20 protein-coding genes, 1 pseudogene and 1 riboswitch are annotated in these 19477 nt (G+C 36.3%); of the genes and pseudogenes, 20 read left to right on the top strand and 1 reads right to left on the bottom strand.

The genetic code is table 11. The features are described 5' to 3' along the window. Positions 1–23: 23 nt before the first annotated feature. The 6 genes and pseudogenes from ACPLVF_RS07240 (at position 24) to fsa (ending at position 4667) form a co-directional block, all read left to right on the top strand. Positions 24–503 carry a PTS sugar transporter subunit IIA gene (locus ACPLVF_RS07240; protein WP_424907162.1) on the top strand — a complete coding sequence of 160 codons (480 nt, stop codon included), beginning with the start codon at positions 24–26 and terminating at the stop codon, positions 501–503. Between the two features lie 36 nt (positions 504–539). Beyond that, positions 540–824, top strand: coding sequence for a PTS sugar transporter subunit IIB (locus tag ACPLVF_RS07235; protein WP_424907161.1), 285 nt, complete (start codon positions 540–542; stop codon positions 822–824). A 12-nt stretch (positions 825–836) separates the two neighbouring features. Further along, a pseudogene (locus ACPLVF_RS07230) lies at positions 837–2052 on the top strand (PTS galactitol transporter subunit IIC). Positions 2053–2199: 147 nt separating this feature from the next. Continuing rightward, a complete protein-coding gene (locus ACPLVF_RS07225) occupies positions 2200–3021 on the top strand; it encodes a transketolase (RefSeq protein ID WP_424907160.1) in 822 nt (273 codons plus the stop codon). Positions 3022–3051: 30 nt separating this feature from the next. Then, entirely contained in the window at positions 3052–3990 is a 939-nt protein-coding gene (locus ACPLVF_RS07220) for a transketolase family protein (RefSeq protein ID WP_424907159.1), read from the top strand. A 29-nt stretch (positions 3991–4019) separates the two neighbouring features. Then, positions 4020–4667 (top strand): fructose-6-phosphate aldolase, encoded by a 648-nt coding sequence (gene fsa, locus ACPLVF_RS07215; protein ID WP_424907158.1) that lies wholly within the window; start codon positions 4020–4022, stop codon positions 4665–4667. Positions 4668–4701: 34 nt separating this feature from the next. On the opposite strand, the gene ACPLVF_RS07210 is transcribed toward fsa, so the two are convergent. Then, positions 4702–4863, bottom strand: coding sequence for a hypothetical protein (locus ACPLVF_RS07210; RefSeq protein WP_424907157.1), 162 nt, complete (start codon positions 4861–4863; stop codon positions 4702–4704). Positions 4864–5043: 180 nt separating this feature from the next. On the opposite strand from ACPLVF_RS07210, the gene ACPLVF_RS07205 reads away from it, so the two are divergent. The 14 genes from ACPLVF_RS07205 to ACPLVF_RS07140 all read left to right on the top strand — a co-directional run bounded on the left by ACPLVF_RS07205 (position 5044) and on the right by ACPLVF_RS07140 (position 19475). Then, complete coding sequence (locus tag ACPLVF_RS07205; protein WP_424907156.1) at positions 5044–6174, top strand: saccharopine dehydrogenase family protein; 1131 nt, start codon at positions 5044–5046, stop codon at positions 6172–6174. A gap of 223 nt (positions 6175–6397) precedes the next feature. After that, positions 6398–6760 (top strand): PTS glucitol/sorbitol transporter subunit IIA, encoded by a 363-nt coding sequence (locus ACPLVF_RS07200; RefSeq protein WP_424907155.1) that lies wholly within the window; start codon positions 6398–6400, stop codon positions 6758–6760. A 19-nt stretch (positions 6761–6779) separates the two neighbouring features. Continuing rightward, the gene (locus ACPLVF_RS07195; RefSeq protein ID WP_424907154.1) at positions 6780–8078 is read left to right on the top strand and encodes an NAD(P)H-dependent oxidoreductase; all 1299 of its coding nucleotides are present in this window, start codon (positions 6780–6782) and stop codon (positions 8076–8078) included. A 200-nt stretch (positions 8079–8278) separates the two neighbouring features. Continuing rightward, positions 8279–9238: a thiamine pyrophosphate-dependent dehydrogenase E1 component subunit alpha gene (locus ACPLVF_RS07190; protein ID WP_424907153.1), complete on the top strand. Its 960-nt coding sequence runs from the start codon at positions 8279–8281 to the stop codon at positions 9236–9238. A 26-nt stretch (positions 9239–9264) separates the two neighbouring features. After that, entirely contained in the window at positions 9265–10242 is a 978-nt protein-coding gene (locus ACPLVF_RS07185; protein ID WP_424907152.1) for an alpha-ketoacid dehydrogenase subunit beta, read from the top strand. An 11-nt stretch (positions 10243–10253) separates the two neighbouring features. Then, positions 10254–11489 carry a dihydrolipoamide acetyltransferase family protein gene (locus ACPLVF_RS07180; RefSeq protein WP_424907151.1) on the top strand — a complete coding sequence of 412 codons (1236 nt, stop codon included), beginning with the start codon at positions 10254–10256 and terminating at the stop codon, positions 11487–11489. A 19-nt stretch (positions 11490–11508) separates the two neighbouring features. Next, positions 11509–12891 (top strand): dihydrolipoyl dehydrogenase, encoded by a 1383-nt coding sequence (gene lpdA, locus ACPLVF_RS07175; protein ID WP_424907150.1) that lies wholly within the window; start codon positions 11509–11511, stop codon positions 12889–12891. 68 nt (positions 12892–12959) lie between these two features. Beyond that, the gene (locus ACPLVF_RS07170) at positions 12960–13286 is read left to right on the top strand and encodes a bh protein (protein WP_424907149.1); all 327 of its coding nucleotides are present in this window, start codon (positions 12960–12962) and stop codon (positions 13284–13286) included. Positions 13287–13301: 15 nt separating this feature from the next. Then, positions 13302–15035, top strand: coding sequence for a phosphoenolpyruvate--protein phosphotransferase (gene ptsP / locus ACPLVF_RS07165; protein ID WP_424907148.1), 1734 nt, complete (start codon positions 13302–13304; stop codon positions 15033–15035). Between the two features lie 25 nt (positions 15036–15060). Then, positions 15061–15237, top strand: a riboswitch (cobalamin riboswitch). A 197-nt stretch (positions 15238–15434) separates the two neighbouring features. Continuing rightward, complete coding sequence (locus ACPLVF_RS07160) at positions 15435–16391, top strand: ABC transporter substrate-binding protein (RefSeq protein ID WP_424907147.1); 957 nt, start codon at positions 15435–15437, stop codon at positions 16389–16391. 84 nt (positions 16392–16475) lie between these two features. Continuing rightward, positions 16476–17513, top strand: a complete 1038-nt coding sequence (locus ACPLVF_RS07155) for a FecCD family ABC transporter permease (protein WP_424907146.1) — start codon at positions 16476–16478, stop codon at positions 17511–17513. 19 nt (positions 17514–17532) lie between these two features. Beyond that, positions 17533–18087, top strand: a complete 555-nt coding sequence (gene cobU, locus ACPLVF_RS07150; RefSeq protein WP_424907145.1) for a bifunctional adenosylcobinamide kinase/adenosylcobinamide-phosphate guanylyltransferase — start codon at positions 17533–17535, stop codon at positions 18085–18087. Between the two features lie 2 nt (positions 18088–18089). Then, complete coding sequence (gene cobS / locus ACPLVF_RS07145) at positions 18090–18827, top strand: adenosylcobinamide-GDP ribazoletransferase (protein ID WP_424907144.1); 738 nt, start codon at positions 18090–18092, stop codon at positions 18825–18827. A gap of 24 nt (positions 18828–18851) precedes the next feature. Beyond that, a complete protein-coding gene (locus tag ACPLVF_RS07140; RefSeq protein ID WP_424907143.1) occupies positions 18852–19475 on the top strand; it encodes a histidine phosphatase family protein in 624 nt (207 codons plus the stop codon). Positions 19476–19477 lie beyond the last annotated feature (2 nt).

Below are 19477 nucleotides of genomic sequence, written 5' to 3'. Positions count from 1 at the left end.
ACTTCAAGCAGGAGGCTTTATAAATGGTAAGAAAAATCGCTTTTGAAAAAGAGCTTATAGTTATTGGAATGGATGTAAAAGACAAAACAGAAGCTATAGAGAAATTAGCTGAACGTTTAGAAAGTTTAGGCTATGTAAACGGCGAATATAAAAACGCGGTTTTGGAAAGAGAAAAGGAATTCCCTACAGGTCTTCCAACAAAGGGAGTGGGTGTAGCTATTCCTCATACCGATATAAAATATGTTATAAAATCAGCTATAGCTGTAGGGATTTTAAAAAAGCCTGTATTTTTTAATGTGATGGGAAACCCTGAAGAGGAGGTTGAGGTAAAGGTCATTTTTATGCTTGCTTTAAAAGAACCTCAATTACAGATAAATATATTGAGGGATTTGGTTGATATCTTTCAAAATGAAACCCTTTTAGAAAAAATAGCAGAAAGTAAAAACGAGTTAGAGATTCTTGAAATATTGGGAAATTGTTTTGAAAAAAAAGAAAGTGCATAAAATCCAAAAAAATATTTTGGGGAGGGGGTGAAAAAATTGGCTACAAAAAGGGTTGTAGTTGCATGCGGTACAGGGATTGCGACTTCTACTGTAGTTGCAGACAAAATATTAGAAGCTTGCAAAAAGGAAGGGCTAAAAGTGGATATAGTCCAATGCAAAGTCACCGAATTAAAAAGTTATGCTGATGGAGTTGACCTAATTGTAAGCACAACAATTGTAAAGGACAAATTTAATGTTCCCGTAATCAATGGCCTTTCCCTAATTACAGGGATTGGCGAAGAAGCTGTTTTAAAGCAGATTGTTGATGCTTTAAAAAAATAAGGGGGTTAATGTATGAATATTATTAAATTTATTCTTGACCTCGGCGCGGTGGTAATGCTGCCCATTATTATCTTTATCCTTGCAGTTATCTTAGGAGAAAAACCAGGAAAAGCTTTTCGTGCCGGTATAACAATAGGTATTGGTTTTATAGGTATAAACTTAGTTATTGGGCTTTTGGTTAACAATTTAGGTCCTGCAGCTAAGGCGATGGTTGAAAACATGGGAATAAAATTGAATGTAATAGATGTGGGTTGGCCTGCAGCTGCAGCTATAGCTTTTGCCTCTCAGGTAGGAGCCTTTGTTATACCCATAGGGCTTGCTGTTAACATCATAATGCTTGCTTTTGGCCTTACAAAAACAGTTAACGTAGACCTCTGGAATTTCTGGCATTTTGCATTTACCGGTGCTTTGGTCACTGCAGCAACAAAAAGCTTGACATTGGGAATGATCGCTGCTGCAATAAATGCTGCTATAGTATTGAAACTTGGAGACTGGACTGCACCCATGGTGCAGGAGTTTTATGGAATTCCGGGTATTTCGCTGCCTCACGGGTTTTCTGCAGCTTATGTACCTATCGCTATTCCTCTTAACAAGTTAATGGATAAAATTCCAGGAATAAATAAAATTGAAGCTAACCCCGATGAAATTAGCAAGAAATTTGGTATTTTTGGCGAACCTGTTATTATGGGCCTTATATTAGGGATTATTTTGGGGTTGTTAGCAAAATATGACAGGTGTTATGTTCTTAATGCCAAGAATGGTAAAGATATTAATGGAAGGACTAATACCTGTTTCGGAAGCAGCCAAAAACTTTATGCAGAAGCGCTTTGCAGGAAAAGAGTTCTATATTGGGCTTGATTCAGCGGTTTCCATTGGCCACCCGGCAGCTATCGCTACTGCGCTAATACTTGTTCCTATAACCATATTGCTTGCAGTTGTGATTCCTGAAAACAGGGTTTTGCCCTTTGGCGACCTTGCGACAATACCTTTCATGGTTGCTATGGTTGCACCCATTTGTAGAGGCAATGTCTTCAGGTCAGTTATTATTGGTGCTATTGTAATCGCTGTAGGTTTATTAATTGCTACAAATGTATCACCGCTTCATACACAGGCTGCAATCGATGCTGCATTCAAATTCCCAGAAGGTGCTACAATGATTTCAAGTATTTGCGATGGCGCAAACCCGCTTACATGGGTATTACTTCAAATAATGAAGATATTTGGATAAAAATAAAAATAGAATCAAAGGGGCAACGCAATGTTGCTCCTTTTTTTTGGAGAAATTGCATAATGAAGAAAAATATAGTATATTAGTGTAAGTAAATTGAAGAGATTTATTTAAATACATTAATAATGGTGTTAGGAGTTGATTAAAATGTTAAGCCATGGAAAAATAGAAGAACTAACAAAAATTGCAAAAAGGGTTAGAAGGGATATAATTGAAATGACTGCCGAGGCTGGTTCTGGCCACCCCGGAGGGTCGCTTTCGTCTACGGATATTTTAGTAGCCCTCTACTTTCACGTGATGAAGGTTGACCCTCAGAATCCTAATTGGGAGGATAGGGATAGATTTGTTTTATCAAAGGGGCATGCTGCACCAGCAATATATGCGGTTCTTGCCGAAAAAGGATTTTTCCCAGTAGAAGAACTGAAAACCTTGAGAAAGATTGGTACAAAGCTTCAGGGACACCCGGACATGAAAAAGACCCCCGGTATTGATATGACAACCGGCTCATTGGGGCAGGGAATTTCTGCTGCTGTAGGGATGGCCCTTGCAGGGAAATTGGATAAAAAAGATTACAGAGTCTATGCCGTTCTCGGTGATGGAGAGCTACAAGAGGGGCAGGTTTGGGAAGCGGCAATGGCAGCAGCTCATTATAAATTGGACAACCTGACAATTTTTGTAGACCATAACCATCTTCAAATTGACGGGCCCATTGATTTAGTTATGTCTCCTGAAGACGTAGGGGAGAAATTTAAAGCTTTTAATTGGAATGTAATTAATATAAACGGTCATGATTTTAATGAAATAGTTGATGCAATAGAAAAAGCGAAAAATATGAAAGGAAGACCTACTGCAGTTATTGCTGAAACGATTAAAGGTAAGGGTATACCCTTTATGGAAAATCAGGTAGATTGGCACGGTAAAGCTCCATCAAAAGAACAGGCTCGTGAAGCTTTAAATTTTCTTATGTAAAAATATAAAAACAAGTTGGAGGTATAAAAAATGCCCAAAATTGCTACAAGGGAAGCCTACGGAGAAGCTTTAGCTGAATTAGGTGAAAAAATAAAAGATTTAGTTGTATTAGATGCGGATTTATCAAAATCTACAAAAACCTCAGTTTTTGCAAAAAAGTTTCCGGAAAGATTTTTTAATATGGGTATAGCTGAACAAAACCTTATGGGAGTAGCAGCGGGATTGGCTACCTGCGGGAAAATTCCCTTTGCAAGCACTTTTGCGGTTTTTGCTACAGGTAGAGCTTTTGAACAGATAAGAAATTCTATATGCTATCCGAACCTAAATGTGAAAATAGCTGCTTCCCACGCAGGGATTACTGTTGGTGAAGATGGTGCTACTCACCAATCCATAGAAGACATTGCTCTTATGAGGGCTTTACCCAACATGGTAGTAATAAATCCTGCAGATGCAGTGGAAACTAAAAAAGCGGTATTTGCTGCAGCTATGCACAAAGGGCCTGTTTACATAAGATTGGGGAGGCATCCTGTTGATGTAATTTTTGATGAAAGTTATGAGTTTCAATTAGGTAAAGGAGTTATATTAAAGGAAGGAGAAGATGTAGCAATAATTGCAACAGGCATTATGGTTGGAGAGGCCCTTAAGGCTTATGAAGAATTAAAAAAGGAAAACATAAATGCAATGGTAGTAAATATTCATACCATAAAGCCCATAGATAGGGATGTTATATTAAAAGCTGCAAATTGCAAAGCCGTAATAACGGTTGAGGAACACACAATTTATGGTGGTTTAGGAAGTGCTGTAGCGGAGGTGCTGTCCGAAGAAAAACCCGTATTGTTAAAAAGAATAGGGATTGAAGACACCTTTGGAGAATCGGGAAAACCCGAAGAGCTGCTTAAAATGTATGGATTGACGGTAGACAGGATTGTCAGTGAAGCCAAAAAATTATTGAAATTAAAGGCAATTTGAGTAAAAGTTTTAAAAAAGAGGTGAAAAAAATGAGGTTTTTTCTTGATACTGCCAATATTAATGAGATAAAAGAAGCCGCTTCCTTGGGAGTTATATGCGGAGTTACCACGAATCCCACTCTTATTGCAAGAGAAGGTAGGGAATTTAAAGAAACAATTTTAGAAATAACCAAAATCGTTGATGGACCAATAAGTGCGGAAGTCATTAGCCTTGATGCCGAAGGAATGGTTAAAGAGGCTTTAGAGATTGCTTCTTGGCATCCCAATATTGTGATTAAGATTCCTATGACATGGGAAGGTCTAAAAGCTGTAAAGGAATTAAGCAGTAAAAACATTAAAACTAATGTAACCCTTATCTTTTCGCCTAATCAGGCCCTTCTTGCTGCAAGGGCGGGTGCAACGTATGTAAGCCCCTTTGTAGGAAGGTTTACGGATATTTCACAAGATGGAATAGCTTTGATTACCGATATAGCGGATATTTTCAGCCTTCACGATATAAAAACTGAAATAATTGCTGCAAGTATAAGGACCCCGATGGATGTAATAAATGCTGCAAAGGCAGGGGCAGATATAGCTACCCTTCCTTATAAGGTGTTGGAACAGATGATAAAACACCCAATGACAGATTTAGGCATTAAAAAGTTTTTGGAGGATTGGGAAAAAGTACCGAAGAAATAAAAAAATAGCAGGGCAATAAGCCCTGCTTTTTTTTTTACTTATTCTTCTTTTTATTTTCTGGACCTCTTTCTGGGTCGACAAAGTTTTGTGCTCCTCTTACTCTGTTTAAATCTTCTTTTTTAACAGCAAATTCTTCACCGATTTCTTCTCTTACTTTTTCTTTCTGAGCTTCTTTTTTGTTTTTGTTTTTCTCCATCTTTTATGCCTCCTAAAAAATTTTTTTTCTTTTTTTAATATGTATCTTTTTTTACTTTTTATAACGTTTTAATTTAAAATTTTGATTTTAAACTGACCGCTCTTTTTAAGTTGTTGTTATATTAAAATAAAATTTCTATAATAGAAATCAGAAGGAATAATCAAAAAAGGGGGAATTTTTATGAAAATTATTGTTTTAGGGGCTGGGCTTGTAGGAAGTCTAATAGCAAGGGATTTATCTTTGGATTTTGAAGTTACAGTAGCAGATAAGAGTGAAGAGGCATTAAAGAGGATTGCAGAACTGTCTAAAGTTAAAACTATTAAAATAGATTTTTCAAAAGAAAATGCTATTAAAGAAGCTGTAAAAGATTTTGATTTAGTAGTAGGTGCGGTTCCGGGTTTTTTAGGGTTTAATATGTTAAAGCAGGTGATAGAGGCAAAAAAGAATATTGTTGATATATCTTTTGCACCCGAAGATTGTATGGTACTGGATAAACTTGCAAAGGAGAATAATGTTACGGCAATAATTGACTGCGGTGTTGCCCCAGGAATGAGTAATATTTTGGTAAGTCATGCATCAAAACTATTGGATGAAGCACAATCCTGTGAAGTGTTAGTTGGCGGATTACCTCAATCGAGGTACTGGCCTTATGAGTATAAATTGGTGTTTTCTCCGTTAGATACAATAGATGAATATATGAGGCCTGCAAGAATGAAGGTTAACGGAGAAATTGTGGAAAAACCGGCACTTTCGGAAGTTGAACTCGTAGATTTCCCGCCTATAGGCACTTTAGAGGCGTTTAATACTGACGGCCTTCGCTCCCTCTTATATACATTAAACATTCCTAATATGAAAGAAAAAACTTTAAGGTACCCCGGTCATGCAGAAAAAATGAAGATTTTAAGGGAAACGGGGTTTTTCAACAGCGAACCGGTTGAAATAAATGGGGTAAAAGTAAAGCCCATAGAACTAACTGCAAAACTCTTGTTCCCGATGTGGAAATTAAAAGAAGGCGAAAAGGATTTTACAGTCATGAGGGTTACCGTTGAAGGCAAAAAAAATGGAGAAAAGGTTTCTTATGTTTATGATTTGATTGACCATTTTGATGATATGATGAAGGTTACTTCAATGGCCAGGACAACGGGATATACCTGTTCGGTGGTTGTAAGGATTCTTGCTAAAGGTTTGTACGATAAAAAAGGTGTCTGTCCGCCTGAATTTTTGGGTATGGAAGATGAAATTTTTGAAGAAATACTGAAAGGTTTAAGAGAAAAAGGTGTTATTTATGAAGAAAGGATAGTAAAATCTTAATTAAGATAAATAGATATAATACTTAATTATAATGCAAAATTAGAATGATTCGTTTTGCCCTATAGCAAAATAGGGCTTTTTTGTTAAAAAAATATTATTTTTATAAAAGTTTGACTGTATAAAAATGACTTTTTATAATAAAATTAACAAAAGAAGGTTTTAAGATTATTTTGGAGAACAATTAATGTATAAGGGAATTTTTATAATTTTGAGGAGGTTTTTTATGGTCAAATACGAGGTCATGGTCAAAAGGATTGGGGAATTGGTTGCAGAGTATTTGAAACAAAAGGTATTAATAATTTTTAATGAGGACTGTCCGATGGAATTAAAAGAAATTTCGATAACCCATACAAAGGCAGAATTGCAAAAGGATGTGGCTGTGGGTGATACTGTATATTTTAAAGATGTACCGTATAAAGTGACTGCTGTAGGGGAACAAGCAAATGGCAATATTAGGAAAATTGGACACTGTGTGTTTAAATTTGATGGAAGTAGTACCCCTGAACTCCCTGGTTATATTCACCTTGAGGATAAATTACTGCCCGATGTATTTCTCGGAGATAAAATACGAATAGAAGGTGAATAATAGAAGGAAGGAGAGCGTAATGTTAAATTTAAAACAAAAGTTATTGAAACTGGAGGAAGAAGGTAAAAAAATAAGAATAGGTCTTGTAGGAGCAGGTCAAATGGGGAGGGGACTTGTTTCCCAAGTTTGTACTCTTAAAGGAATGAGCATTTCTTGTGTTTGCGATTTGGATGTTAATGAAGCAAAGCTTGCTTATAAAATGGCTGGAATAAAGGAAGAAGATATTAAAATTGCAAGTAGTTCAGTTGAATTGGATGAAATAATAGGTCGTGGTTATTTTGCCGTTACCGATGATTATAATGTTATTACCGGTTCAAATTCGATTGATATTGTAGTAGATGCTACGGGAGTAACAGAGGCAGGAGCGAACATAGCTCTTAGCTCAATAATCAATGGCAAGCATGTTGTTATGCTCAATGTAGAAACCGATGTTACCATAGGACCGATATTAAAAAAAATGGCGGATACAGCAGGGGTTGTCTACACAGTTTCTGCGGGAGATGAACCTGGTGCTATTAAAGAACTTTATGATTTTGCAGATAGCATGGGTTTTGAAATAATTGCTGCAGGTAAAGGAAAGAATAATCCATTAAATTGTGAAGCTACTCCGGAAGACAAAGATATTATAAAAAAGGCGACAAAATATAACATGAACCCCAAAATGCTTACATCTTTCGTTGATGGTACCAAAACTATGGTGGAGTTGACTGCGGTATCAAATGCTACGGGACTTTTACCGACGAAAAGGGGATTGATAGGACCTGAAGGTAGGGTGGAAGACCTACCTAAAATATTTTCACTAAAGGAGCAGGGTGGGATACTTGAAAAAACCGGAGTAGTGGAGTTTGTAAAAGGGGTTGCTCCTGGTGTTTTTGTTGTAGTAACAACTAAATCGGATACCATTAAGGAAGAATTGGCATATCTTTCAATGGGAGAAGGACCAAATTACGTTTTTTATAGACCTTACCACCTTACAAGTTTAGAAACCCCCATTTCCATTGCAAGAGCATATTTTTATAAAGAACCTACAATTGTTCCTATAGGGAAGCCGGTATCGGAAACGATTACTGTTGCTAAAAGGGACCTTAAAAAAGGCGAACGATTGGATGGAATTGGTGGATATACCATTTATGGATTAATTGATACCTATGAAAACGCAAAAAAGGAAAATGCCTTGCCCATTGGGCTTGTTAATAAAAATACGGTGTTAATAAAAGATGTGAAGAAAGGCGACATAATAACTTACGATGCTGTTAAGTTGGACGAAAATTCTACAGTAGTTCAGCTGAGGAGATTGCAAGAGAAAATATTTGGATAAAGAAATAAAAAAATGCCCCGTACTAGACGGGGTATTTTTTTGTGCGCCTGGCATGGACTACATGCATAAAATGTGGCATATTATGTGCAAAAATGCCTTATTTATTGGGTAAAAAAAATTAAATTATTATATGGCACGATTATTGCTATAAAGATGTGTAAGGTTTGGTTTGCAGAAAAATTAGCATGGGGTGATTAAAATTGGAACTTACAAAAGAAAAACGTCTTTGGATGTATAGGAAAATGTATGAAATAAGGCTATTTGAACAGGAAGTTGATAGGCTTTTTAAAGCCAATATGATTTGGGGGACATGCCACCTTTCAATCGGTGAAGAGGCAACTGCCGTGGGAGCTATTGCAGCTATAAAAGAGGATGATATGATTACAAGTACTCATAGGGGACACGGACACTGCATTGCTAAAGGTGGAAAACTTCCTTTAATGTTTGCAGAATTATTAGGAAGGGAGACGGGTTACTGCAAGGGGAGAGGCGGCTCAATGCATATTGCCGATATCGAATCAGGCAATTTGGGTGCGAACGGTATAGTAGGTGGTGGTATTCCCATTGCTACTGGAGCTGCCCTTGCGTCAAAGTTGAAAAGGGACAACAAGGTAACCCTTTGCTTTTTCGGAGATGGCGCCAATAATCAGGGGGTTTTTCATGAATCACTAAACATTGCATCTTTGTGGAAGCTTCCTGTGGTATATATTTGTGAAAACAACGTTTACGGCATGTCTTTGCATGTTTCTAAATCTACAGCAGTAGCTAATATTGCTGAAAGGGCTGCTGCGTACAGCATGCCTGGCATTGTAGTAGACGGCAATGATGTTGAAGAAGTTTATAATGCTGTAAAGGAAGCGGTGGAAAGGGCAAGAAGAGGAGAAGGGCCCTCTTTAATAGAAGCAAAAACCTATAGATGGTTGGGACATTCAAAAAGCGACGCCAATTTATATAGGACCAAAGAAGAGATTGAATCTTGGAAGCTTAAATGCCCGATTAAAAGGTATAAGGAAAAACTGATAATGGAGAATATAGCTACCATTGAAGAAATTGAAAGCATCGAAAAAGAAGTAGTAAAAGATATAGAAGAAGCATTGAAGTTTGCTGTGGAAAGTCCTGAACCTTCCATAGATGATATAGAATCAGATGTATATGCATAAAACCTTGCACAAAAGAGGTGTGGAAAATGGCAGAAAAGCTATATATAGAAGCCCTTAGAGAAGGCTTAAGGGAAGAAATGCTAAGAGATGAAAGAGTTTTTTTAATAGGAGAAGATATTGGAATTTATGGAGGCGCTTTTGGAGTAACAAAGGGCCTAGTTCAGGAATTTGGCGAGGAAAGAGTAATAGATACGCCTATATCCGAACAGGCAATTACGGGTATAGGTGTAGGAGCTGCACTTTGCGGATTAAGACCGGTTGTAGAGATTATGTTTTCGGACTTTACTACCCTTGCAATGGAGCAGCTGGTAAATCAAGGGGCAAAAATCAGGTACATGTTTGGTGGGAAAGCTAAGGTACCGATGGTGCTCAGGACTCCCATGGGGTCGGGTACTGGCGCAGCAGCTCAACATTCACAGAGCTTCCCAGCAGTTTTTGCTCATTTTCCGGGATTAAAAGTGGTTATGCCTTCAACTCCCTATGACGTGAAAGGTCTTATAAAAGCTGCAATACGGGATGACAACCCGGTGGTATTTTTCGAACATAAACTTTTATACAGGGTTAAGGGTGAAGTTCCGGAAGGAGATTATGTGCTTCCTTTAGGGAAAGCTGATGTCAAGAGGAAGGGCAAAGATATAACGATTGTTGCCGGTTCGATAATGGTGATAAGAGCAATGGAAGCCGCAAAAGAACTTGAAAAGGAAGGCATAGATGTTGAAATTATAGATCCAATGACTTTAAAGCCTTTAGATATGGAAACTATAATTAAATCTATAAAAAGAACAGGGCGTGTTTTGATTGTTGAAGATGACCCAAAAAGCTTTGGGTGGGGTGCAGAAGTTGCAGCAGGTATTATTGAAAGCGAAGCATTTGATTATTTAGATGCCCCTGTTAAGAGACTTGCAGGGAAAGATATTCCTATTCCTTATAATCCAAATCTTGAAAGACACGCGGTACCTCAAGTAGAAGATATTGTAAAGGCTGTAAAAGAAATTTTAAGGTAGGAGGAAAAAACATGGCCTTTGAAGTAAAAATGCCCAAGCTTGGCACAACAATGACGGAAGGTACTATCATACGTTGGCTAAAAAAAGAAGGAGATAAGGTTGAAAAGGGTGAACCCCTCCTTGAGATACAAACTGACAAAGTGAATTTGGAAGAAGAATGTCCGGAAAGCGGTATTTTAAGAAAAATATTTTTTTCCGAGGGGCAGGTTGTTCCTGTAGGAGAGATTATTGCGGTAATTACAAAAGAAGGTGAGGAATATAATGCGGAGGCTGCAGACGAGGAGATAAATAAAATAAAAGCATCTCCGGCAGCAAAAAGGGTAGCAAGGGAAAACAATGTAGATCTTAAAGAAATAACACCTACTGGTCCTGAAGGTAGAATTGTAGAAAAGGATGTATTAAATTACATAGAAAAAATCAAGGCTACACCCGTTGCTAAGAAAATTGCCGCGGAAAAGGGCATAGAACTTTCTAAAATTGTAAAGCAAGGGGGAGTAAGGATTACAAAAGAGGATGTTTTGGAAAAATTAAAAGAAAGTCAAACTTTTGAGGAAAGGGTAAAAAAGATACCCTTATCTGGCCCGAGGAAGATAATAGCAGAGAAGATGAAAACCAGTAAACAAGAGGCTCCTCATTTTTATTTAACTTTATCTGTTGATATGACAAATGTCATGAAATTGAGGGAGAGTCTTTCAGAAAAAATAGAAAAAATAAACGGGGTAAAACTTTCTTTGAATGATATTCTTATAAAGGCAGCTGCAAGGGCATTAAGAGAATTTCCAATTGTTAACAGCAGTTTAGAAGAGGGATATATAGTTTATAAGGAAGATGTTAATATTGGACTTGCAGTAGCTTTAGACGAGGGGCTTGTTGTACCGGTCATTAGAAATGCCGATAAGAAAGGTTTAAGCGAAATTTCAAAGGAAAGTTTCGAACTTATAAACAAGGCAAGGTCAGGCAAACTTTTGCCGGATGATTATCAGGGCGGAACCTTTACAATTTCAAACCTTGGGATGTTTGGTATAGAAGAATTTAAGGCTGTAATAAATCTACCGGAGAGCGCAATCCTTGCTGTAGGGAAAATAATTAAAACACCCATAGTTGACGAAAATGATGAAATAAAAATAAAGCCTATAATGAAATTGACCCTTTCCTGCGACCACAGAATTATTGACGGTGTCGTTGGAGCTAAATTTTTAAGCAGGGTAAAAGAAATTTTAGAAAATCCATTAGAGATGCTTTTATAATTAGGGAGGAGATTTTGCTATGCATTATGATGTGGCTATAATCGGCGGCGGTCCTGGCGGATACGTCGCCGCCATTTATTTAGGGAAAAAAAATAAAAAGGTGGCATTAATTGAAAAAGGAGAATTAGGAGGGACCTGCTTAAATCGTGGTTGCATCCCTACAAAGGTTTTTAGCCACAGCGCAGAGGTTTATTCTGCTCTTAAGAAGTCAAAAATTTTTGGCATTGAAGTAGAAAAGGCTTCTTTTAATTGGGATGGGTTGATGAAATACAAGGAAAAGGTTGTGAGAACCCTTCAAAAAGGAGTGGAAAACCTTTTAAAAGCAAACAGGGTTAATGTGTATAAAGGAGAGGCAATTCTCGAAGATGAAAAAACGGTAGAGATTTATTTCCAAGATTCTGTACAAATAATAACAGCTGACAATATTATTATTGCTTCTGGGTCAAAACCTATAAAACCTTCGATTCCCGGCATTGATCTACCAGAAGTTATGACCAGTGAAGAGGTTTTGAATTTGAAAGAGCTTCCTTCTTCTATTGGTATAATGGGTGGGGGCGTTATAGGGGTAGAAATGGCAGGTATTTTAAAAGCCTTTGGTGTGGATACGACCATAATAGAAATGCAGGATAGATTAATCCCAAATTTCGACAGGGAGATATCGGAAGAAATAAAGAATCACTTAAAAAAAGCTGGGATAAAGGTAGTTTTAAATTCAAGGGTTGCTGAAATTGCAAGGGATGAAGGGAAATTGAAATTAACCGTAATGGAGGAAAATGAAATCAAAGAGTATAAGGTAGAAAAGCTACTTATCTCTGTAGGGAGAAAACCTGATTTTAGCCCTATTGGCCGGATTAACATTAAAAAAAGTGATAGAGGAATAATTGTTAATGAAAAACTGCAAACGAGTATTGATAATATATACGCAATAGGAGATGTGGTAGGAAGATATCAGCTTGCCCATGTAGCCTCTCACGAGGGGATAGTTGCGGCTAAAAACATTTTAGGAGAAGAGGAAAAAATGGATTACAAAGCCATTCCTTATTGCGTTTATTCAAAACCTGAAATTGCAAGCGTAGGAATGACCGAAGATGAAGCAAGAAAAATATACGGGGATGTAAAAATAGGAAAGTTTCCTTTCGTAGCTAATGGAAGAGCATTGACTTTGGGAGAAAGTGTTGGATTTATCAAAATAATATCTGAGCCCAAATATAATGAAATATTAGGGATTCATATGATAGGACCCAATGTAACAGAGCTAATTTCAGAAGGAGTGCTTGCAATGAAATTGGAGTGTACTGCAGAAGAATTGGCAAATGTTGTTCATCCTCATCCCACATTAAGCGAGGTAACAATGGAAAGTGCTTTTGACCTATTGGGTGTTCCTATTCACAAAATCGGTTAGAAAATTATTGAAACATTAATGAATTAAGGTTATAGTATAGTTATATAAAAAAGTCGGGAGGTCCTTGTATGGATATAAAGACCTCTAAGATGGAAGCCGAACTTTTCTGCCTTCATTGCAACAAAAACACGCCTCATACAGTATACTATGTGGGTAATGTTTTAAAGAGGATAAAATGTGAAAACTGCGGCAATGAAATCGAAATACGCAAAGAAAAGCTAATAGAAAATTATGCCTTGGATTTTATTGAAAGGATTTTAACAAAGCCCTACAGAATGACCAAGGAATTGGAAGGGGATATTAAAAAATTTATCCTTTCGCTGCCTATAAGAATTGTTACTAAGCCGTATAGGATTGTAAGAGAGGTTGAAGATATTTTTAAAAAAGAAGATTAAGTATGGGGGGAGAATATGTATAAAGGTATAGCAGCTTCACCGGGTATAGCTATAGGAAAGGCTTATATTTACAAAAATATTGAAATAAAGGTGGAACCTAGAAAAATTAACGATGATGAAATCGAATTGGAGTTAGAAAAATTAAATCATTCTATTAAAATTTCTAAGGAACAGCTGGAAAAGATAAAAGAAAATACAATGGAAAAACTCGGAGAAGATAAAGCAAAAATTTTTGAAGCTCATTTGATGGTTTTAGAAGACCCTGTGCTTTTTTCAGAGATAGAAGAAAAAATAAAAACGGAAAAAACTTGTGCAGAGTATGCGGTTAAAACAGTAATTGATGGATATATTGATATTTTTTCTGCTATGGAAGATGACTACATGAGAGAAAGAGCAGCTGATATAAAGGATGTAGGCGAAAGGATAATAAGAAACATATTGGGCATACCAATTAAAAATTTGTCCGAGCTTGATGAAACGGTAATAATTATAGCAAAAGACTTAACCCCTTCCGATACCGCTCAGTTAGATAAAAACAAGGTTTTGGCTTTTGCTACCGATATGGGTGGAAGAACTTCTCATACTGCTATTATGGCACGTTCCTTAGAAATTCCTGCTGTGGTAGGTTTAAAAGAAATAAGCGATAATGTTAAAGATGGAGATATTGTAATAATAGATGGGCTGAACGGATTTTTATTGGTCAACCCTGATGAAGAAACCTTAAGGAGCTTTGAAGAAAAGAGAATTGAGTATTTAAAAATGAAAGAAGAAATGAAAAACCTACTTTTATTGAGTGCCGAAACCAAAGACAAAAAAAGAAAAGTAGAATTATCAGCTAATATAGGCACTCCCAAGGACGTTAAAGGGGCATTGGAAAACGGGGCTGAAGGCATAGGACTTTATCGCACGGAGTTTTTATACATGGATAGGGAAGAGATGCCGTCAGAAGAAGAACAGTTCAATGCTTATAAAGAAGTAGCAGAGGCTATGAAGGGCAAGCCGGTAATAATAAGGACCCTCGATATTGGTGGTGATAAAAAACTGCCTTATCTTAACATGCCTGAGGAATTAAATCCCTTTCTTGGTTTTAGGGCTATAAGGTTGTGTTTGGATAGAAAAGATTTATTTAAGACCCAATTAAGAGCAATTCTGCGCGCAAGTGCCTATGGTAAGATTAGGATAATGTATCCCATGATCTCAGGACTTGATGAAATAAGAAAGGCCAATGAAATTTTAAAAGAGGCAAAGGATGAATTGAGAAGAGAGGGAGTAGCTTTTGATGAAAATATAGAAGTAGGGATAATGGTTGAAATACCGTCTGCAGCTATATGTGCTGACCTTTTGGCAAAGGAAGTGGACTTTTTCAGCATAGGTACAAACGACCTTATTCAATATACATTGGCAGTGGATAGAATGAACGAGAAAATAGCGTATCTTTACGAACCTTTCCATCCCGCAGTAATACGCCTAATTAAAAATGTCATAGATGCTTCCCATAAGGAAGGAAAATGGACGGGCATGTGTGGAGAAATGGCAGGAGAACCGGTAGCAGTACCTCTGCTATTGGGCTTAGGCCTTGATGAATTTTCTATGAGTGCGACTTCAATACCCCTTGCTAAAAAAATTATAAGGTCCTTTGAATACGATGAAGCAAAAGAATTGGCTGAAAAAGCCCTTATTATGGATAATCCAGAAGAAATAAAAATAATGATTAAAGAAGCTTGTAAAATAAAGGGAATTAATTTATAATACTTTTAGCAAAAAAAAATTTTAATAAAAATTATAGACTTCAGGTGCTGAAAAGCTTAAAAGGGAATCAGGTGAAAATCCTGAGCGGTCCCGCCACTGTAACCGGTGATGAACTGCAAAATCCACTGGGGAGAATATCCCTGGGAAGGTGCAGGTAAGATGAGCCGGAAGCCAGGAGACCTGCCTGTAGTCTTTTGTACTGAACCTTCGGAGGAAAGGGGGAGTACATTATTGAAGATAGAAAACCCAACTTTTCATTTCCGAAAGGTTGGGTTATTGTTTTAGTGTGTTAATTTTATACCAATGTTTGAGATGGTTAAATAGTGTTTTCTATTAATAAGTTACTAAAAATTGAATCTAAGGATAGAAAAATAAGAGAAGGGTAGGAGGAAAAATCAAATGAATACAAAAGTATTTTTTAAAAATATATTTATTCTTTTTATAATTATTGCTTTAACCTTAACAATGGCTGGCTGCAAAGATACTGGGGATACTAATGCACAAAATCAAAAATCTAATGAAATTAAATTCCCGGTGACTATAAAAGACAGCATGGGCCGAGATGTCACTATTGAAAAAGAGCCTTTGAGGATTGTTTCCCTTTCTCCAAGTAATACAGAGATAATATTTGCCTTGGGTTTGGGCGACAGGCTTGTAGGTGTTACAGATTACTGCGATTATCCCGAAGAAGCAAAAACCAAAGAAAAAATTGGTGGTTTTTCAAATCCAAGTATTGAAAAAATAATATCATTAAACCCTGACCTTGTGCTTGCAACAACAATGCATGAAAAACCTGTAAAAAAATTAGAGGAAATGAAAATCCCCGTAATAGTATTGGAACCTAAAAATATCGATGAAATGTTAGACAGTTTAATACTTGTAGGGAAGGCAACTGGTAAAGAAGATAATGCAAAAGCCCTTGTGGAGTCCTTAAAAAACAGGATTAATTCAGTAAAAGAAAAAGTAGCTTCAATACCTGATGACAAAAAACCCAAGGTATTTTATGAATTATGGCCGTCGCCCATTACTACGGTTGGCCCAGGGACTTTTGTAAATGATTTGATAGTTCAGGCGGGAGGGAAAAATATAGCGGGAGATGCAGACAAACCTTATCCTGTGTATAGTCAGGAGATTATAGTGGAAAAGAATCCGGATATTATTATTTTCTCTCATCACGGCACAAGCGGACAGTCAAAAGAGGATATCCTAAAAAGACCCGGTTGGGAAAACATTAATGCTATAAAAAACAATAAGGTGTTTTATGTAGATGAAAATATCATTCAAAGACCTACCCCACGTTTAGTTGATGGGCTCGAAGAATTTGCCAAAATAATACATCCTGAAATCTTTAAATAAAAAATTATAAAAAAACAAAAGGTAGCATGAACATAAAATAGAATAATAGAAAATTAAAAGTATAAAAAAATTATGGAGGAAAAAATGTTGCGCAAAATATCAAGGAGATTTGCGTATGGGATACTTATATTTTTAATTCTCCTGGGGAGCATAATATCTATTAGCATAGGTGCTTTCTATATTCCACCAAAAAAGATATTGCTTATTATTTTCTCCTTTGTAACTGGAAAGGAATATGATTTTATTACCTTTGCTGAAAAAGCGATTATAATTAATTTTAGGCTCCCCAGGATAATACTTTCTTTTCTTGTTGGGGCAGAGCTTTCTTGTGCCGGTGTGATTTATCAGGGCATGTTTAGAAATCCTCTTACCGATCCTTATGTAATAGGTGCTTCGTCTGGTGCATCCTTAGGGGCTTCTATTGCTATATTATATTTTCAAGGGGTAAGTTTTTTAGGAATGAGTGCAACTCCTTTTTTTTCTTTTTTAGGGGCCCTTTTGGCTGTGTTTTTAGTATGGTCTATAGCGCAAATTAATGGTAAGGCCCTTTCTTATTCAATACTTTTATCAGGTATTGCTGTTAGCAGTTTCCTTTCGGCGATTGTTTCATTTTTGATGTATGCTTCTGGGGACAAATTAAAAAATATTTATTTTTGGCACTTGGGGAGTTTTTCCTATCAGGGATGGAAGGAAGTAATAATAAATATACCTTATGGGTTTAGTGGCTTTATTGTGGGCTTTTTTATTTTGAGGGAGTTAAATGTTCTTCAATTGGGAGAAGAAACGGCTTTTTTTACAGGAGTTGATGTGGAACTATTAAAAAAATTATGTTTAATAGGTGCTTCTCTCCTTACTGCTGCTGCTGTAGCTTTTTGTGGTATAATAGGTTTTGTAGGGCTTATCATTCCTCACATTTCTAGGCTAATAATTGGACCTGACCATAGAAAACTTTATGTTTTTTCTTCATTATTCGGTGGATTTTATCTTATGATGATGGATACAGCAGCAAGGACAATATTAGCTCCTTCTGAGATACCGGTTGGCATTATAACAGCACTTGTGGGGGGACCGTTTTTCCTTTATTTACTAATAAGACATAAAAAAGTTGATACCTTAGGGTGATGCTTTAGGAGGAAATGATATGATGGTTTTTATTACAGGTGGAGCAAGAAGCGGGAAAAGTACCTTTGCAGAGAAGATGGCAAAAAATTTGGGAGAAAAGATAATTTATATAGCTACAGCTGAAGCAAAGGATGCAGAAATGAAAAAAAGAATAGAAATTCATAAGAAAAGAAGGCCTGAAAACTGGTTGACCATTGAAGAGCCTTTGTATCTATCTAAGGTGTTTAAGAAAATATCAAGGGAAGTTTTATATAAAGAACACGACGGTGTGCTTGTAGATTGTATTGCTTTTTATACTTCCAACTGGGTTTTAAAAGATTTTTCCGAAGAGATAGATATTCAAAGTAAAATTAGGGAAAATTTTCTTAGAGAATTAGATGAAATGTTAAAAAGCGCAAAATTCTTAAATTCTAAAGTTATAATTGTATCAAATGAAGTAGGTTTAGGAATTGTGCCCGAATATCCATTGGCAAGGTTTTACAGGGATTTACTGGGGGAAGCCAACCAAAGAATAGCAGAGGCTTCTGATGAGGTCTATTTTATGGTATCTGGTATCCCCATAAAAATAAAATAGGGGTGGTTTTATTGCCTCTTTATACAGCCCTTGTTTTTTTGACTCGGTTTCCGCAATTTCTAAAAAAAGATATATCGGAAAGAGATTTACAATTCTCGGTTTCCTTTTTCCCTTTAATTGGCGCACTTATTGGGAGTGTTTTATACGTTATTTTTTTTATACTTAATAGATATATGGATATTTTTTTTCTTACTTCTATTCTTCTTACAGTTGAAACATTAATAACAGGCGGAATGCACATGGATGGGCTGGCAGATACCTGTGACGGAATTTTTAGCGGAAAGGAAAAAGAAAAAAAATTAGAGATAATGAAGGACAGCAGGTTAGGTGCTTTTGGAGTAATGGGTATTATTTTTGATGTTTTGTTAAAATTTTGCGGAATATTATCAATTTTAAAGGAAAATCCTGTCTTTTTAATTTTAGTCCCAGTCACAGGAAGATGGCTGATGAGTTTTGGTATAGTATTTTTCCCTTATGCTAGAGAAAAAGGACTGGGCAAGGCTTTTAACTGCGGTAAAGGGAAAGTAAGGTTTTTGATATCGACGGTTATCTCGATTATCCTCTTTATTATTGTATTAAAATTAAAAGCTTTATATTTTTCTATAATATTACTTTTTTTAGGGTATATTTTTGCTTTATACATAGTAAAAAACTTAAAGGGTATGACGGGAGACACTTTTGGGGCATTGAACGAATTTGGAGAGATAGCATGCTTAGTTTTAATAGAATTACTATTTTAAGATTTTTTTGAATGGGTGAGTAAAATGCCGAGGATATTTTTAGTTAGACATGGTGAAACCTTGTGGAACAAAGAATCGAGATATCAAGGACAGCTGGACATACCTCTGAGTGATGTTGGGAGAATACAGGCTTTAAAACTTGCAAAAAGATTTAGTCGGGAAAACATTTCTGCGATATTTTCAAGCGATCTTAGTAGGGCTTACGAGACAGCAAGAATTATAAACATTTTTCATAATAAAACGATTATAAAAACACCTAATTTGCGGGAACTTTGCTTTGGAAAATGGGAAGGTAAAACCTACGAGGAATTGGTAGGGGAAGTAGGAGATGAATATATAAATTGGTTGAAGAATCCTTTTTATTTAAAACCACCTGAAGGAGAAAGCCTTGCTGACCTTATTAGTAGAATTACTTCTGTATTTTATGATATTTTAAAAACGTATAATGAGGACGAAAATATAATTTTGGTGACCCACGGGGGACCAATAAAAGCATTTATTTCTGCTATTTTAGAAATTAATACAGCAGTATTTTTTAAATTAAAAATAGGGAATGCTTCTGTTACGGAAATATTTGCTGATGGTTTTGGAGAGTTGAAGGATATAGCTTATATTGTAAAAATAAATGATACGTGTCATTTAAAATAAGG

This window comes from Thermovenabulum sp. (genome assembly GCF_049701175.1).
In the GTDB taxonomy this organism is placed as follows: domain Bacteria; phylum Bacillota; class Thermosediminibacteria; order Thermosediminibacterales; family Thermosediminibacteraceae; genus Thermovenabulum.
Note: the sequence above shows the minus strand (reverse complement) of the source record. Positions and strands in the feature narration are given on the sequence as shown.

Excerpts from the sequence above, each read along its gene's own strand:
- ACPLVF_RS07195 (WP_424907154.1), top strand. The coding sequence starts at position 6,780 with ATGTTAAATTTAAAACAAAAGTTATTGAAACTGGAGGAAGAAGGTAAA.
- lpdA (WP_424907150.1), top strand. The coding sequence starts at position 11,509 with ATGCATTATGATGTGGCTATAATCGGCGGCGGTCCTGGCGGATACGTC.
- ACPLVF_RS07185 (WP_424907152.1), top strand. The coding sequence starts at position 9,265 with ATGGCAGAAAAGCTATATATAGAAGCCCTTAGAGAAGGCTTAAGGGAA.
- ACPLVF_RS07205 (WP_424907156.1), top strand. The coding sequence starts at position 5,044 with ATGAAAATTATTGTTTTAGGGGCTGGGCTTGTAGGAAGTCTAATAGCA.
- fsa (WP_424907158.1), top strand. The coding sequence starts at position 4,020 with ATGAGGTTTTTTCTTGATACTGCCAATATTAATGAGATAAAAGAAGCC.
- ACPLVF_RS07225 (WP_424907160.1), top strand. The coding sequence starts at position 2,200 with ATGTTAAGCCATGGAAAAATAGAAGAACTAACAAAAATTGCAAAAAGG.
- ACPLVF_RS07240 (WP_424907162.1), top strand. The coding sequence starts at position 24 with ATGGTAAGAAAAATCGCTTTTGAAAAAGAGCTTATAGTTATTGGAATG.
- ACPLVF_RS07180 (WP_424907151.1), top strand. The coding sequence starts at position 10,254 with ATGGCCTTTGAAGTAAAAATGCCCAAGCTTGGCACAACAATGACGGAA.
- cobU (WP_424907145.1), top strand. The coding sequence starts at position 17,533 with ATGATGGTTTTTATTACAGGTGGAGCAAGAAGCGGGAAAAGTACCTTT.
- ACPLVF_RS07160 (WP_424907147.1), top strand. The coding sequence starts at position 15,435 with ATGAATACAAAAGTATTTTTTAAAAATATATTTATTCTTTTTATAATT.
- ACPLVF_RS07200 (WP_424907155.1), top strand. The coding sequence starts at position 6,398 with ATGGTCAAATACGAGGTCATGGTCAAAAGGATTGGGGAATTGGTTGCA.
- ACPLVF_RS07220 (WP_424907159.1), top strand. The coding sequence starts at position 3,052 with ATGCCCAAAATTGCTACAAGGGAAGCCTACGGAGAAGCTTTAGCTGAA.
- ACPLVF_RS07210 (WP_424907157.1), bottom strand. The coding sequence starts at position 4,863 with ATGGAGAAAAACAAAAACAAAAAAGAAGCTCAGAAAGAAAAAGTAAGA.
- ptsP (WP_424907148.1), top strand. The coding sequence starts at position 13,302 with ATGTATAAAGGTATAGCAGCTTCACCGGGTATAGCTATAGGAAAGGCT.
- ACPLVF_RS07155 (WP_424907146.1), top strand. The coding sequence starts at position 16,476 with ATGTTGCGCAAAATATCAAGGAGATTTGCGTATGGGATACTTATATTT.
- ACPLVF_RS07140 (WP_424907143.1), top strand. The coding sequence starts at position 18,852 with ATGCCGAGGATATTTTTAGTTAGACATGGTGAAACCTTGTGGAACAAA.
- ACPLVF_RS07170 (WP_424907149.1), top strand. The coding sequence starts at position 12,960 with ATGGATATAAAGACCTCTAAGATGGAAGCCGAACTTTTCTGCCTTCAT.